General features: G+C 65.8%; 10 protein-coding genes. 4 read left to right on the top strand and 6 right to left on the bottom strand.

All coding sequences use genetic code 11. The features are described from left to right. Positions 1 to 198: 198 nt before the first annotated feature. On the top strand, positions 199 to 1,671 hold the full coding sequence (locus QQG74_RS17345; protein ID WP_341715813.1) for an AAA family ATPase: 1,473 nt from the start codon (positions 199 to 201) through the stop codon (positions 1,669 to 1,671). A 342-nt stretch (positions 1,672 to 2,013) separates the two neighbouring features. On the opposite strand, the gene QQG74_RS17340 is transcribed toward QQG74_RS17345, so the two are convergent. Continuing rightward, positions 2,014 to 2,214 carry an AlpA family phage regulatory protein gene (locus QQG74_RS17340; RefSeq protein WP_341715812.1) on the bottom strand — a complete coding sequence of 67 codons (201 nt, stop codon included), beginning with the start codon at positions 2,212 to 2,214 and terminating at the stop codon, positions 2,014 to 2,016. 407 nt (positions 2,215 to 2,621) lie between these two features. On the opposite strand from QQG74_RS17340, the gene QQG74_RS17335 reads away from it, so the two are divergent. The 3 genes from QQG74_RS17335 (at position 2,622) to QQG74_RS17325 (ending at position 5,042) form a co-directional block, all read left to right on the top strand. After that, positions 2,622 to 3,509 carry a helix-turn-helix transcriptional regulator gene (locus tag QQG74_RS17335; RefSeq protein WP_341715811.1) on the top strand — a complete coding sequence of 296 codons (888 nt, stop codon included), beginning with the start codon at positions 2,622 to 2,624 and terminating at the stop codon, positions 3,507 to 3,509. A 720-nt stretch (positions 3,510 to 4,229) separates the two neighbouring features. Beyond that, a complete protein-coding gene (locus tag QQG74_RS17330; protein WP_341715810.1) occupies positions 4,230 to 4,673 on the top strand; it encodes a hypothetical protein in 444 nt (147 codons plus the stop codon). 72 nt (positions 4,674 to 4,745) lie between these two features. After that, positions 4,746 to 5,042: an NIPSNAP family protein gene (locus QQG74_RS17325; RefSeq protein WP_341715809.1), complete on the top strand. Its 297-nt coding sequence runs from the start codon at positions 4,746 to 4,748 to the stop codon at positions 5,040 to 5,042. Here the strand turns inward: QQG74_RS17325 and QQG74_RS17320 are convergent, their stop codons facing one another. From QQG74_RS17320 to QQG74_RS17300, 5 genes are all read right to left on the bottom strand, one after another. Further along, positions 5,043 to 8,561: a hypothetical protein gene (locus QQG74_RS17320; RefSeq protein WP_341715808.1), complete on the bottom strand. Its 3,519-nt coding sequence runs from the start codon at positions 8,559 to 8,561 to the stop codon at positions 5,043 to 5,045. A 1,699-nt stretch (positions 8,562 to 10,260) separates the two neighbouring features. After that, complete coding sequence (locus QQG74_RS17315; protein ID WP_341715807.1) at positions 10,261 to 11,055, bottom strand: G5 domain-containing protein; 795 nt, start codon at positions 11,053 to 11,055, stop codon at positions 10,261 to 10,263. A gap of 413 nt (positions 11,056 to 11,468) precedes the next feature. Next, complete coding sequence (locus tag QQG74_RS17310; RefSeq protein WP_341715806.1) at positions 11,469 to 11,963, bottom strand: hypothetical protein; 495 nt, start codon at positions 11,961 to 11,963, stop codon at positions 11,469 to 11,471. 34 nt (positions 11,964 to 11,997) lie between these two features. Next, positions 11,998 to 14,529 carry a DUF262 domain-containing protein gene (locus tag QQG74_RS17305; protein ID WP_341715805.1) on the bottom strand — a complete coding sequence of 844 codons (2,532 nt, stop codon included), beginning with the start codon at positions 14,527 to 14,529 and terminating at the stop codon, positions 11,998 to 12,000. Between the two features lie 260 nt (positions 14,530 to 14,789). Further along, entirely contained in the window at positions 14,790 to 15,377 is a 588-nt protein-coding gene (locus QQG74_RS17300) for a hypothetical protein (RefSeq protein ID WP_341715804.1), read from the bottom strand. Between the last annotated feature and the right edge of the window lie 311 nt (positions 15,378 to 15,688).

The raw sequence follows: 15,688 nt of genomic DNA, 5'->3' as shown, positions 1-15,688 counted from the left end.
GGTAGGCCGGCTTCTTCCACGCCTAGCTGCGCGTGCGGAGAATCTCGACCAAGGTCTGAACGGTGCCCTAATCCTGCGGCATTCGTTAGGTGCAAGTGCGCCAACTCTACAAGCGGGGCGTCAGGAGAGGCGAAGGCGAAACGTAAGCCGCAATCAGTTGATGCAGTTGTCGGCGATTGAGATTGATAGGATTGCCTTGTGAGTGGTAGCTTCGACGACAAGAGGCGTGCTATTAGCCGGATGTTTTCTGGTGATAATCAGTATAGGAACTTCGGTGCGGTACTGACGTCCCTTGAAATTCGAGGATTCCGAGGCGTGGCTGATTTGACATTAAGTCTTAAATCCCCTGTTACTGCGCTCTCTGGCTTAAACGGCACGGGCAAAAGTACGATTGCTCAACTCGCAACCTGTGCTTATCGTAGGCCGCCCGGCCGGTGGCGCTATTACGTGAAGGACTATTTCCCCGTTTCTGCCTTGGATCCGAAGCCTTTTGCCGACGATGCCCATGCTATTTATAGTTATAGCGATCCTAAAGGGGTTGGCGCTCGGCAGGTGACGGTTTCGCGGGCGAAGGTGGAATGGTCGGGCTACAAGAGGCAGCCCGAACGGTCCTCGTACTACATTGGGCTCAATTGGTTTATCCCCAAAGTTGAGCGTAGGGACTTCTCGGTATACGCAGCGCGCAGCCTGACTGTCGGGGCCGTTGTCCCCCTGTCCTCAGAGGCCATGCGGCATATCGGTCGAATCCTTGGCATTTCCTATACCGAGCTCAATTTTGCCGAGGTCATTCATGGGCCGCGGACAGCTCGCCTTGCAACGGCGGATGCTGGGGGGCGAAGGTATTCAGAGAACCATATGGGGTTCGGAGAGGCGCGCGTTCTCTACATGGTCAGTGAAATGGAGAATGCTCCCCAGCGGAGCCTATTTGTTTTGGAAGAGCCGGAGACTGCGCTGCACGGGGACGCGCAACGTAGGCTGGCTCGCTACCTTGTCGATGTCTCCTACAGGCGTCGCCATCAGATCATTTTGACGACTCATAGCTCAGCTATTCTCGGCGAGTTGCACCGTGAATCTGTTGTGTACTTGGGCCGCAGCCCGGACGGATTTCTAACCGCCACGACAGGATTGAGCACCTATCAGGTAGATTCCTACTTGTCTGAGCGGCACCATGGTAGACCCACCGTATGCGTCGAGGACGACTTTGCGGCATGCCTGACTACAGAGATTGTTCGGCTTTGCGATCCGCATCTGCTTGCGGGATTGAACTACCTAAAAATCGGTGGCGGTCAGCAGATCCCTTCTGCAGTTCGAGTTCTTCGGCAAGCGAGAGCGCGTACGGTGGGCATTTGCGATGGCGATATGCCTGAGAGGATTTACTCAGCTGAAGGGATGTTCCGTCTTCCAGGGGTGCGGCCTCCCGAAGAGGAGGTTTTCCTTGATTCTGCCGTAGTTGCGTATTTCAGAAAGCATCCCTACTTAATAGACTTGCCGGACCTCTTGGCTACAGCTGACGGGCATCATTACTTTCCGGATGTGGTGGCAGCGAAGGTTGCCGTTAGCAAGGCGGTGGTTGTCGCCGAAGCCTGTCGTGCGTATGTTTCCGCCCGCCAGCCAGCAGACTTCAAAGCGTTTATCGAATTCCTCCATCGAGAGCTTCAGGATCACCATTAAGCTACGGCGATTTTGTGCCCAACCTACCTGTCGTTTGCGGGCAGATGGGGGGTGGAGCGTCGTGCGCCATCGGTAGAGTGCCCGCTCTGGGCTGCTGGCCGTCGCATACGTGGTGACGGGGAGTCCAGTAGCTTGGTTTCCTGTAATCGACGTCTTGATGCGGGTCCTAAGCCATCGCGATGATGTCGTTGAGCGACTGCAGTCCGGGGCATCCGCCTGCCAAATGGCTCTGACTAATTCAGACCCTTTGGGGTTGAAGCATTGCCGCGAGCGCTGGGAAGCTAAATTCCGCAAGGATAGGGCTGGGTGTTTGCGTGCAACTGGTCAGATCCCGCCGGTAGGTTAGGCCTCCGTGTCGTGGAGGTCCGGCCGGTGATCCCTGATCCACCGTTCCACGTCTTCTGTCCGCCAGATGCGTCCGACTGACAGGACGGCCACCGGATCGGGAAACGACTTCGAGTTGGTGATCTGGTAGGCGCGCGTGCGGGAGACGCCAAGCATGTCCTGCACCTCTTGGCTCGCTACCAGCCGAAGCTTCCCCACGGGATCAACGCTAGGAGCACCCGAACTGAACACATGCTCTCTGAGCGGATGCACTGTGCAGGTGCATGTGAGCGTGTATGCTGATCACCTGTTCACTCTCTTGGGTTGTCGAGGAAGGGGAGGGGCCATGAGTCGGCGGTGGAAGTGGTTCTTGTGGCCGGGGTGGGCGGGGGCTGACCTGGTGGGACGGGGCGTACCGGACGGGGACGGGTCGGGGCGCTGGCGGCGGGCTGGCGCGCTGGAGGGCGTACCCGATGCGTCTGGGGCCTCGCGGGGCGACGGCGCGGTGGGGGAGGCGCGGGTCGTGCGGCGGGTGGGGGTGGCGCGGAACCAGCGGGCGGGGCGTTACGACCCGCTGCCGTCCGGGCGGTGTCGGGGGAGTGTGCCGGGTGCGGGGCGGCGCGGCGATGGCTGAGGACACCGGATCGTCGGTGCCGCGTCGGCACCTCGGGCGGGTGCTGCGGCAGTTGCGCACCGAGGCGGGGATGACGGTGGACGGCGCGGCGGAGGCGTTGCAGTTCAGCCGGCAGCGGCTCTGGCGGATCGAGGCGGGCCGGTCCGCGGTGAGCCGCAGCGACGTGCGGGCCATGTGCCAGCGGTACGCTGCGCGGCCCGAGCTGGCCGCCGCGCTTGTCACCCTCGCCGGCCAGACGCGGGCGAAGGGCTGGTGGCATGCGTACGGCGATCCGCTGCCCCGCTGGTGCGAACCGTACGTCAGCCTGGCCGCCGACGCCCGCCGGCTCCGCGAGCACGCCGACGGGATGATCCCCGTGCTGCTACAAACCCGGGAGTACGCGACAGCCGTCTGCCGGCGACGGCCCGACCTCACCGAGGCAGACCGGGAAAAGCTGATCGAGGTACGGCTGCGGCGGCAGGAGGTGCTGCGACGGCGGCTGCCGGCGGCACCCCAGCTTGAGGTGATGCTCGCCGAGGCGGTGCTGCTGCGTACCGTCAGCGACCCGGCGGTGATGGTCGAGCAGCTTCGGCACCTGGTCGAGGCGAGTCGGCTGCCGCAGGTGTCGCTGCGGGTGGTGCCGCTCGCCGTCGGGGTGCACCGGGCCGCCATCGCAGGCCCGTTCATGCTGCTCGACTTCCCGCCCGGCAACCGCGCCGAGCCGGATCCGCCGGTGGTCTACCGCGAGTTGTTGACCGGCGCGCTCTACCTCGACCGGGAACCGGAGGTGGCCGCGTACGAGGAGATCTGGAACGGGCTGGACGCGGTGGCCCTGGACCACGACCAGTCCCGCCACCTGATCGGAAAGATCACCGCCGAGGCCCACCAAGCAGAACGGTGACCGCCGCTGACGACCGCCTAGCGGCGCCCTCGCACCGGTCAACCTATTGCCTGGTCGAGTTCGTGCCCTTGTGCCCGCGGACACTCTCGTTGGTTCCCTTGTAGCAACATCCAGCGTGACCGCAAGTCTCCCAATTAGCCGTCGGACGGCTTCATCGATCACAGGACGTCGCCGATTGCGATCACCGGCAGGTGTGGGCGAAACCGTCATCGGTTTGCGCGGGCTACCGGTGCCCCACGGCGGTGATGGTCGAGCAGCTGCGGCATCTGGTGGAGTGAGTCGGTTGCCGCAGGTGCCGCTGTCGGTTGATGCGGCTCGCTGTCCGAGGTCCACCCACGGTGGTGCCTGAACCGCCTGCTGCGACCTTGCATCGTCAGTGTAAGTATGGCGATAGCCTTCACCTCTGCGTGACGTGATGATTACTCGATGCCCCGATGTCGTGCACGGTGCAAGGAGAACACGCTTTGCAAAAAGCCGGTGAAAGTGCTCGGGCTGCGGTGCTACCGCCATGTCGGGATGCCGGAAGCGGGGCCACGGCATGTCAAGGAGAGAGGGCCCGGTCGCCGCGCGACGCCTTCAGGCCGTCGGGGCACTCACGGAAGTCCTCCGCGAGGCGCTGGTGGTCGGAATGCGGCGATCCGGGAACGCCGCCGTCAGGAGCGCGTCGAGAAGGCCGCCGAGTACTGCGCAGATGTCCTCAACGACGGGTGGGGCAGCGTCGTGTCTGAGCGCGCCACCGAATACGTGACCGAGGAGGTCTGGCGGCAGCTGTTCAGCCGTCGACGGCGACGGCGACGGCGATGCAAGGGTCTGGCGCGGTTGGCTGAGGCGATCCTGACCGGCAAGAGGATGCTGCACAATCTCGTCGGAGCGATCGCAGCCTGGCTCGCGTCGCTCCTCGGCGGTGACCGGGTCGTGCAGGCATTCGCTCGCCAACTCGCCGCGAACATTCCGCTGCCCCCGGACGCCAAGATGGTGGCTGCGGCGCGCGGTCTACAGGTGACCGGAGTGCTGTTGTGCCTGGTCAACGGCGATGACCTGACACGATGTCAGTGCTTCATCGACCTTGCTCTTGAGGAGACCAAGACTCAGGTCAAGAAGATCCTTCTCGCCGCGCTGGAGGACTGGACCGCTCTGGCGCACTTCCCGGCCACATCTCGGTGAGAGGCGGACGTCGTGGAGAATCGGCGCTGGGTGGGATGGCGACCCGCCCGCTCAGGAGGGAGTGCCGACGCTATGGGTAGCGTGCAGATTCGTACCTATGTGGTGCGGGCCGGCCGGCTGGACGAGTGGATTGAGCAGTGGCGGACGTTGATTGTTCCGCTGCGGCGGGAGTTCGGGTTCGAGGTGCACGGCTCCTGGATGGATCGGGAACGCAACGCCCACATCTGGGTGATCTCCTACGCCGGGGAGGGGCCGTTCGAGGAGGCCAACGCCGCCTACTGGGCGTCGCCGAAGCGAAAGGCGCTGGGGGTCGATCCGACGGAGTTCCTGGTCGGCGAGGAGGTCCGCGCGGTGGAGACTGTGCTGTAGTTATTCGCGGGTCGGCAACAGGTGGGCGCTGCGCTCGTCGTCGGTGAGGGCACGGAAAACCCTGGTCCGAGCGGTCGTGACGAGGGCGTCGAGGTCGAGTTCGGCGGACCAGACGCGTACGGTGGCGTCGGCTGATCCGGTCACCACCTGCCGGCCGTCGGGCAGCCAGGCAAGGCAGGTGACCGTGTCACGATGGACACCGATCACCTGCTGTTCGCCGTCGGTGCGGGTGTCCCAGCGGCGTACGGTGCGGTCGTCGGAGCCTGAGGCCAGGTAATGGCCGTCGGGGGAGAAAGCGACGGCCCGGACGCGTCGTTCGTGGCCGGTCAGCACCGTCGCCCGGGTGTCATCGCCGTCGGCTAGCTGCCAGATTCGGATGGTCCAGTCGGCGGAGCAGGTGGCCAGACTGCGTTCGTCGGGGGCCCAGGCCACGCCGTCGACGTAGTTTTGGTGCCCGGCGAGCACCGTACTGCTGCTCGGATTCTCCATGTCCCAGATCCGTACGGTGCGGTCGTCGGAACCGGAGGCTAGATACCGGCCGCTGGGCGACCAGGCGAGGGCGCCGATCCAGTCGGTGTGGCCGCGTAGTACGCCGGTCAGGGCACGGGTGCGAACGTCGAAGAGGTGGATGTTGTTGTCCTTGACACCAGCCGCGAGCAGGGTCCCGTCGGGCGAGCAGGCCAACGATTCCGCCTCGATGCCGTGTGCGATTGGTACGTCGATCCCGTCGGTGCCGATGAGGATGATCGCGCCGTCATCGGTGGCTGCGGCCAGGGAAGCCCTCGTGGGCCGAGCGGCGATGGCGGTGACGGCCCCGGAAAGCTCGTGACGCATCGGCTCCGAGCTTTCGCTGTCCGGATGCCAGCGCCGGATGCTGGTGTCGCTGGAGCCGGTCACGATGTCGCCGCCGGCACTGACCGCCAGGGCCGTGATGCCGGCACGATGCCTGGCAAACCGGGCCCGTTCCGCACCATGCGGATGCAGTGCCCAGATCCGCGCGGTGTTGTCGGCCGAGCCGGTGAGCACCCGGGTGCCGTCGGGGCTGAACATGACGCTCCAGGCGGTGTGCTCGTGCCCACGCAGTTCGGAGACCTGACGCAGCCGGACGACGTCCCAGACGAAGACGGTGCCATCGCCGCTGGCAAAGGCGATCTGTTCGCCGTCCGGGGCCCAGGCAAGCGACCAGATGGCGTCGTGCTGCCCCCCGATGCAGCGGTGTTGGCTGCCGGTGTGAGCATCCCAGATTCGTATCGTGCGGTCGGCCGCGCCGGTGGCGATCCAGTGACCGTCAGGGGAGAAGGCGATGGCTTCGACGAGGTCGAGATGACCGCGCAGGACACATTCCGGTTGTCCGGCGGCGACATCCCAGACGATGACGGTCCGGTCGTGCGAGGCGGTTGCGAGCTGCCGGCCGCCGGGCCCCCAGTGCACACCCCACACGTCACCCGCGTGCCCGGACAGGATGGTGTGGTCGGCCCAGGTGGCGGTGTTCCACAGGTGGACGCGATGGTCACGGCTGGTGCCGGCCAGTCGGGCACCATCGGGTGACCAGGCCACGTCGCGGACGTAGTCGCCGCAGGACAGGACCGTGATCGGGGCGGCGGTTGCGGTGTCCCAGATTCGGATGGTGCTGTCCCGGGAGGCCGTGGCGACCAGTGCGCAGTCCGGGGAGAAAGCGACCGCCTCCACCATGCCGGTGTGGCCGCGCAGCACGTGCGTCACCATGCCGGTTGCGCTGTCCCAGAGGCGGGCGGTGCCGTCACGCGAGGCGGTCGCGACCGTCCGGCCGTCGGATGACCATGCGACCCCGCGGACCGCGTCCTGATGCCCGGCCAGTACCGCCTCGACGTGGCTGAACGCCAACGCCGACATCAGCGCCCTGGTGGTGACCGTCGTCGTGGGGCACTCGGCCAGCGCGGCGGTGGTCAGCAGGACGGCCAGCTCTGGATGCCGGTCGACGTTGGTGAGCGCGTACCGGCCGATGGACTCCGACACCTGCCGCAGGAACGCGGTGTCCCGTCGCCGGGACGCCTCGACGAGATCGCGGGCCGCCGGAGTGTCCTGCCCAGCCGAGCGCATCGCGTCCAGCCACTGCCCGGCCAGCGTGAGTCGCTCGCCGGTGAGCAGATAGTCAGGGCTGCGTCCGGAGCGGTGCCAGTCCGCAGACCACCGCTCCAGCTCGGCCCGTCGTTTCAGGTGCTCGGCTCGCGCTTCAACCTCCTGGCGAAGCGGCGCCCACTGCCGGAACAGCGCCTCATGTGCCACCTGGACGTAGGCGCGCCCGTCGATGACATCCGAGGTGAGGAGCCGGGCGTCGGTGAAGACCTCCACGATCCGGCGCTGTTCCGCTGACAGTTCGTCCATCGGCAGCCGGCGACGGGTGGGCTTCGCACCATCCATCGATACCAGTCGCAACAGGGTGGACAGGATCAGCTGGGAATCGTGTCGGGTGCGCAGATCGGCGAAGACCATGTCCGCCTGCCGCGACAGCGCGCCGGCTACACCACCGAGCGACTGGTACGTCTGCCGGGTGACGACGCGGCCCCGGCCCACGGCGAGATACATCTCCTGCAAGAGATATGCTAGCAAGGGCAGCGCGTCGGGCGTGCCTGTCTCCTGCACGATCTCGGCCACCAGTCCCGGTTCGAGGCTCATCCCCGCCAGCCGGGCGGGCTCCTCGATGACCGTCGCCAGGTCGCCGGGGTGCATCGTGCCGACCGCCGCCGGTGCGCTGAACAGGTTGGCGTGTTCGGTGGCGAGCAGATCCGCGAGGAACTCGATCCGTAGGGTCGCCACCACCCACAACCGTCGGTCCGTGGCAAGCGCGGTGGCGATCTGGTCCAGGAACAGCTTCCGTTCGGCCGCCCCGGACAGCGTCACCAGTTCCTCAAGCTGATCGATGACCAGCAGCGTTCTGGCGTACCGGCTGGTAGTGCTGGAACGTCCACCGCGCAGCGCCTCGGCGAGAGTCTCCGAGTCTGACCACATGCGGCGTAGGACGGCCTGTCGAGGCTCGTCGGTCAACTCCGCCGCGACCGCTGCCAGACGACTCAGCGGCTCCCCGGCGGGCTCGACCGGAGGCAGCACACGCCACCGGTGCCCCCGCAGGCGAGGAATCACTCCCGCCTGCACCAGAGAAGATTTCCCGCTGCCGGAGGCTCCAGTCACGCATACGAAGCGGACCGTCGGGTCGGCTGCCAGCGTGTGCAACCGGCGAACGAGTTCCATGGCCTGGTCGTCGCGGCCGAAGAAGACCGCCGCATCCAGCTCGGTGAAGGCGGCCAAGCCCGGGTACGGAGAACGGTCACCGCTCCAGGCCGGTCGCGACGGCCGCGGATTCTCCCACCACCACACCAAGCCGTTGCCGACGATCAGCGCCAGCAGCAGCACGAGCAGGGCAGGACCGGCGATAGCCTGGACAGTGGCCGCCACCCCCGAGGTGCCGGTCGCATCCACGACGAAGCCTGCGGTCAGGTCGAACAGGACGGCTACCACCAGCAAGGACAGTTGAAGCACCATCGAACGTCCACGATGCTGCAAGCTCGCCCCCAAACCTCGCCAGCCGTCGCATCACCGTAGTCGATTGGCTTCCGAAAGTGACAGACGGGATTCCGATGAGGCCGCCAGATGCGTCCAACTGACAGGACGGCGCAAAGCCTGGTTCGTGTGCCCGGCTCACCTGCCGTTGTCCAGAACGCGAAGGACGAGGACGGTTCCATCCTGGCCAAATGAGTAGACTCCTCCATCGGCCGGCGATGCTGCCCACCCGCCAAAAAGGGCCGGGTGCCTCCCTCAAATATGTCCCGATTCGCCCCTCGGCTAGCTGGCGGTAGAGGCGGCTCTCCACGCCCCGGAATACCTCCAGAGTCCTGCCTCGTCCCAGGGGTGCGCGATACCGGGTGCCCTCGGCGGAGATCCCACCGGGCAACTCAACCGTCATGGCGCTGCTTGTCGCCCATGCCGGATCCAGATCGAACAGCCCAGGCTGGGCTTCCGAATCCCGCGTTCCGCGTTGGCGTGGCGTGGCGTAGCCACTGGCGGTGGCGCTGTCCCCGGCAAAGAGCAGGGCGGTGGCTGCCACTGCACGGGTCAGGATCTGGGTAAACCAACTTCGCCGCTGCTCTGGTATTTCGAACACCTCGGGTGCGCCAGGCGGCAACTCCTCGGCCGCCGCCGGATCTGGGGCGGCCTCTTCCGTCTGGGACGGTCCACGGGCGGGCGCCTGCCTCACGCGGGCCTCGTCCGGCGTGGTCATGCGGGGGTGCCAGAACTGGTCCTCGGGGCTGGTGCTCAACAACTCATCCAGCTCGTCGTCGCCACCGGACCACAACTCGTCGTCGCCGGGCGGGTCGAGCACGTAGGCGGTTATCCCGGTCTGGGTGAGGTGCGAAGCGACCATCAGCGACGGCGGCAGGCGTCCGCCCACCTTCAGCGCTTGCACCTGTACGGCGGCTCGGGCGAGTTGGCCGTGGACGAAGTTTTGCGCCTGATGAGTGCCTTTGCATTCCAGGACCACAATCTTCATTCGCCTACGGCTCTTCGTGGCGCGGTGCCCCAACAGGATGTAGTCCGGGCGCTTCTTGGTCCGCGAGACGGATTCCACCGTGCCAGCCCCGACTACAAAGCCAGCCTTCAACGCCACTTCCGCGTCGACGGCGTGGAACGTCCAACCTCGGTACTGTTGTCGGAGCAGCCGCTTGGCGACGACCAGGGCCAACCCGATTCCCAGTTGCTCCGACTGGGTCACCTTGTGGTGGTAGACAACCTCGTTGGCATCCGCCGTCAACGCAAGGCGTCGGCCCTTGGCCCTGGTCAAGGTGGCGCAGTAGCGGACGGCAGCCCAGTGCCGAGCGACCTGAGACAGCGGCGACGCCGTCAACAAGGTCGTGGCCACCCCAAGCTCGTGCAGGACTCGCGCCGGGCTGGTCAACAGCGAACCCTTGCCGATGTCCACTGGCGTCAACATCTTGTGATACCAGTACGCCTCTCGCTGCTTGGCGTGTGTCTCGGCGTACCGCAGCACGTCATCGACGAGCTGAGGAGAGGAGTCGAGAGTCAGCAGGGACTGGTAGTTCAGAGCGTGCACGAGTGAGTCAATTTCCACCGTCACCCCCGGTGTCGACGCGCTGCGTGAATCACCTACGGTGATCGATCGAATTCAAAGTGTCAATATATGGCTGCGGGCGTCATCGCCATGGAGACGCCCACCGAGACCGCATCAGCGGTCGCAGCCGACGCCGTCACCATCGCGGTCGAGGTCGTAGATGTCGTTGCCGATCACACGTACGGGGCCGTGGACGTAGGCGGGGCCGTCGCCGGTGCCACCGGCGCAGTCGACGTCACTCGCGATGGGTACGCAGGCACCCGCGTAGTTCGGGTCGCATCGCGGAGCCTCCTTGGTGCCGACCCGGACAACCCGCGTGACCGGCTGCCTCGTGATTTCCGACTTGACCAACTTCTTCGTCGTCTCGACGCCGTCGACCATGGTCACCTCGTACGTCAGAGTCCTGACGCCCGACACGCCGCGGGTGCGTACCTTCTTGGTGCCCTTGGCCAGGGACGAGTCCTTGACCGTCCTCGTCTTGTACGGGACCTTCTCCGTCTCGGTGATGGTGCGCGTCTGCGTCACCGGCGTCGGGGACGGCGTTGGTGTTGCCTGTTGCGTGGGCGCTGCCGCTGCGGCCGTAGCCGGGGATGAACTCTCCTCGGCCTGCGCGGACGGAACCCGCTCGGCGGCGAGATCCTGCTGTCCCGGAGATTCAGCCGACGGCGCGACGATCGCCGAGACGGTCGCCACCCCGCAGCACAGGAGCACCAGGGCAACGGCACCGACCAGGACGACCAGCAGCGGGTTCGTCCGCTTCGGTGGCAGCGCCAGCCAGCCGCCAGGCGCCGCCGGGAAACCACCGGTCGGCGGCGTTCCTGGGCCATGGCCGGGCGGAGGTACGTGCGGGGAAGAGGACGGCGGCGAGGGCTGCCACTGCCCCGGGTCGTGCGGAGGCTGGTTGGTCACGGTCCGAGTCTGCTGAGCAGAGCCGGAATCCTCACCCGCCGCTCGGGCACGTTGTATGTCGATCCTTCGAGGATGTCATTGTATGATCGTCGATCCCTATCCGCTGCTCCACTTCGGACATGAGACGACCGTTTGTCCATGCTCGCCGAACGCCGCAGACGTGCAACGGATGGGGGAAGGGGTATCGGTCCGAGGCCGCTGACCGGTTGACGTGCTCCGGTCGTTCCGCACCCGGTTGTTGTCCGTCCGGTTGTCTGCCCGCGCTCCGGTCGGTCATCGCTCAGTGCGGACGCGGAGGCTCCAGCGGTGCCACCGCTCGCTTCGTCGAAGCTTGTGCCGCCCCTACCAACGTTGATCGGGTAACGCGCCGAGGGGCGGGACATCGGCCGCACACTGGACTGCCCGGTTCGTTGTCAGCTGTCGATCAGCCGGAGGTAGACGGTGCCGCTTGTGGTGTCGAGGTAGACGAGGCCGCTGTAGCTGGCGGTCCGTACGTCGTCGGTATACTGCTCGCTGACCTGCCAGGTGCCGTCGGTGGGCAGGAAGGGCCGCAGTTCGGCGCTGAGGGGTTCGTCCCAGCCGGCCGGCGCGGGGCTCCAGTCGTACTGTTTGACGGCTGCTACCAGGGCGTCGGGCCGCAGCGCGACGATCGCTTCGATGCGGGTGTCGGTCGGTCCGGGTACCCGCGAGTTGTCCGTGCCGGCGGTCGACGCCTGCCAGTGCACCTCGGCGAAGTCGCCGAGGTGCGGGAAGCGTTTGGCGATCGGTTCCCGGTCGGTCCGTACCGGTGCGGGGCTCACGTGGGCGGTACCTCCGGTCGGCTGCCCGTTGTCGGAAGTGTCGTTCGTGCAGCCGGCGAGGGCCAGGACGACCGCCACCGCCAGGAGCCCGGCACGACGGTCAGCCATCGGAGCAACTGTCGTGCGGTCCAGGCTGTAGCCGCTACACCGTGAGCGTCTCATCATCTTCCTCGGAAAGGTGGGCGTGCTCGTAGAACCATTGGAGGTGTTCCACGAGGGTCGCGGCGGCGGACCTGTCGGCGAGGACGGTCAGGGAGAAGCCGGGACGCAGTGCGAGCTTGGCGGCGGCGATGTTCACACCGGAAAGCTGGTTGAGTCGGTGCCGGAACTCCTCGCGCAGCGTGAGGTCGTCGAACGGGGTGCGTTTGGCCAGGTGCTGGAAGACCACCTCCACTTTTCCGCTCGGGTAGATGGTCACCGGCCAGATGTCGCCGTCGCGGTGGCCGCGTTCGCGGGCCATGAGAAAGCAGGATGTCTCCGCTCCGCCGCCATAGAGAAGCGTTCCGCCTACTTCGATCCACCGGTCGAGCAGCGTAAGCGTGGCCTCGCAGACAGCCTTGTCCTGTTGCAGGACTGCGAGCTGTTCGGCGAAGCGGTCGGCACGGGACTGCCCCTCACCGGGCCGTGGCCGTGGCAGCCGCCGGGGCAACTCGTCAGGCGCCAGTCCGGTCAGCTGCGCCAGCTCGTCAAGGTCGATGCGCTGCGTGTGATCGGCGCGACCATGCTGGTCGAACAGGACTCCTTCGGCGCGCAGAGCCTCGATCGGGTCGTCCGTTCGTCCGTCGGGCCAACGGAAACCAGCGGCCATCGTTCCCTCGGCCTGCAATACCCGGTGGGCGTTGGGTACCGGTACAGAGCGCAGCCGGTTGCCTACCGGCTGAGGCGCGGTGCCGATCAACGCGGCGAGGTCGCCGTAGGTGGTCCATGAGCCGGCTGGTAGCGCGGAGAGCGCAGTCTCCATGAGGTCCCAGCGGACCTCGGACTGGTCGACAGCCTGCGCGGTGGGGCCGGGCCAGGTTTCGATGATTCGCTCGGCGAGGGCGTCGGCGCGGGCGTGGATCTGTGGCCGTCCCCAACGTTCGCAGGCGACGATGTCGCGGGTGAGGCGCAGGCCGCTCTTGGCGAGCTGAACCCTTTTGACGGGGAACGGGCTGTTGCCCAGCTCGACGTTGTATCCGGTCAGAGTGAGGTTGCCCAACGTGTGCTTCAGAGCGTCATGCACCTCGGCGACGTTCTCGTGCGGTTGCAGGTCGGCGGCGAGCATCCGCTGCCACTCCGGGCTCATGCTCTGCGGCAGGACGTGCTCGATGGTGAGCTTCGTCAGTGCGAACGGCTCCTTGCTGCCGTATGACTCCTCCAGCCAGCGCATCACCAACGAACGCTGGGCGGCCCGTCCGTTGGTGTAGAACGGAAGCGACCGAACCGCGTGTCTCACGTCCGCGTCGGTGGCATAGTACTTGCGACCGGTTGACAGGTATGCGTGCACCGCCTGGTCTACCGGCAGATTTTTGTCCATCTCGGTGACGATGGAAAGTAGGTTGCGGTTGATGTTCGCGGTGGCGCGGCCGATCAGTAGCCGCCGGACGAGGAAACTCTCGACATAGTGCATCGCGGACGCGACCTGAGCACTGGTCGCGGTGCCCTGGCTGCGCCGGTCCAGCAGGTGCAGTAGGACGGGATAGACGGTAGTGGTGCCCCAGGCGTGCAACCGTTCCAGTCGGAACCGCACGTCCGGATCCTGCTCCTTCTCGGGATGCAGGATGACCTCCAGCAGCGCGCCGAGGCGGGCGAAGCGACGTACCTCGCTCTCGATGCCGTCCTCCGTGTCCAGCCGATCGAGCCGCGCCTGCTGCCGCGCATACGTGTCGCCCTGCGTGATGCGAGGATCCCGGTGCACCAGGTCCAACCAGAACAGGGTCTCCAGTTCCGTCGAACTCAGCCGCTTTTGCAATGGCAACCAGTGCGCGTCGTAGACGGCCTGGCTCCGGGTCGGCAGACGCATGAACAGGTAGTTGCGCAGCAGATCAGCCTGGGTGAGCTTGAGGCCGGTGTTGTTCAGCGACTCGAAGATCCGGTAGACGTTGTCGTCGGCGTGTGCGACGACCGATACCAGCGCCAATCCGAAGATCACCGCTTCTTCCAACTGCTGGATCTTTACCGCAATGGAGGGGACCGCCAACTGCTTCTGGAAGAACTCGTATGCAGCACCCACCTCACCCTGTCCAGCCTGCGCGGATGAGTCCACGCAGGCCAGATATGCCGCAAGGTCAGCCTGCGTAGGTACGAGCTTCAAGCGCCTCGTTGCCGCGTACTTGTTGATCAGATACTGGTCGGTGAGCCGGTCATGGTGTTCCTCGCCTTCGTTGGCCACCCGGTGATCCCGGATTGCGCAGAGCAGGATGGAGAGGGTCGTCAAACGCTGCTGACCATCGACCACCAGGAACTCGACGACGCCAGCGGGGCCGTTGTCGGGGCTGGGCGCCAGCACCAACGAACCGATGAAGTGTGTCGCCTTCGGATTTTCGTCGCGATCTTCGGCAAGCCGGACGATGTCCTCCCAGAGGCGTTCCAGCTGGTGCTCCTGCCAAGAGTATGTGCGCTGGTAGAGGGGCACCTGGTATTGCTTCGTACCTTCAAGAAGTCCTTGCAGGGTGGTCTCTGCCGCTGCGACCATCGGAAGTTGTCACCTCATCTGTGCCAGCACTTGATCAATGGCGCGGATGACAAAGGGTAGTACAGCTTTTGCTGGCAACCGGATGTGGTTAGTCGCGCAAGGTGTCGCTTATCCGACCAAAGCTCCACCGTGGCTGATCAGCGGGTCAACCGCAGTGGGCATGGACGAGCATCCCGCGGCTGATGCGCTCGTGCGGTCCTCGTGCCGAACGTGGCCCCGCCGCCGGTGTGGTGCCGGCGGCGGGGCGTCTGGGTGGTCCGTCAGAGCCGCTGGATGGTCTTCGTGTTCGGGAAGCTGTAGGGGCAGGAGATCGACGAGCCGGTGCCGACCACCACATAGCCCGATGGGATCGGGGACACCGAGCAGACGACGGTGGTGCCGCTGGTCGCCGGCGTGCGGATGGTCCAGGTGTTGGGGAAGCTGTAGGGGCAGGAGATCGAGGAGCCCTCAGCGGTGATGACGAACCCGGTCGGCACGGATGACACCTTGCACATCACGCTCGACGTGGAGGTCGGCGGCTTCTGGATGGTCCAGGTGTTGGGGAAGCTGTAGGGGCAGGAGATCGACGAACCCTCGGCGACGACGACGAACCCGGTCGGCACGGACGACACCTTGCACATCACGGTCGTCGAGGTGGTCGACGGGGTCGTGATCGTCCAGGTGTTGGGGAAGCTGTAGGGGCAGGAGATCGAGGAGCCCTCGGCGATGATGACGTACCCGGCGGGTACTGCCTGGTTCTTGCAGATCGTCGTGGTCGCCGCACTGGCCGGCGTCGCCAGGGCTACTGCGGCGGCACCACCCATGACGGCGACGGCCAGCGCCGTCGCCGCCATGCGCAGCAGTGCCACCGGGCCTCCCGCCGACCTGAACGCAGCGAGACGTCGCCACACCCGACCCGTTTGATTCATTCGGAATCCTCCGCACGACTCGTGTCACAGCGCATGCATGCCGTGACTTTGGGTAGTGATATTGGAGGACTGTTCCGGCTCGGGCAAGACCGGCAGGAATAGATGAACGAAGTAAGTCGACCGGATGGGGCGGTGGCCTCAGCCGATGCCAGTCGACGGCCTTAACAGGGCGGAAACAATGGGTCGACCGCAGCCGCGCGGATCACCGCCCAGCCCGCCATCGGTTCGACATCATGAGTTGTCGCATTCCC

The organism is Micromonospora sp. FIMYZ51 (assembly GCF_038246755.1).
Classification (GTDB): Bacteria; Actinomycetota; Actinomycetes; order Mycobacteriales; family Micromonosporaceae; genus Micromonospora.
Note: the sequence above shows the minus strand (reverse complement) of the source record. Positions and strands in the feature narration are given on the sequence as shown.

What these genes read in the sequence shown, in the direction of transcription:
- QQG74_RS17335 (WP_341715811.1), top strand. Translation starts at nt 2,622, where the DNA reads ATGGCTGAGGACACCGGATCGTCGGTGCCGCGTCGGCACCTCGGGCGG.
- QQG74_RS17325 (WP_341715809.1), top strand. Translation starts at nt 4,746, where the DNA reads ATGGGTAGCGTGCAGATTCGTACCTATGTGGTGCGGGCCGGCCGGCTG.
- QQG74_RS17320 (WP_341715808.1), bottom strand. Translation starts at nt 8,561, where the DNA reads ATGGTGCTTCAACTGTCCTTGCTGGTGGTAGCCGTCCTGTTCGACCTG.
- QQG74_RS17310 (WP_341715806.1), bottom strand. Translation starts at nt 11,963, where the DNA reads ATGGCTGACCGTCGTGCCGGGCTCCTGGCGGTGGCGGTCGTCCTGGCC.
- QQG74_RS17305 (WP_341715805.1), bottom strand. Translation starts at nt 14,529, where the DNA reads ATGGTCGCAGCGGCAGAGACCACCCTGCAAGGACTTCTTGAAGGTACG.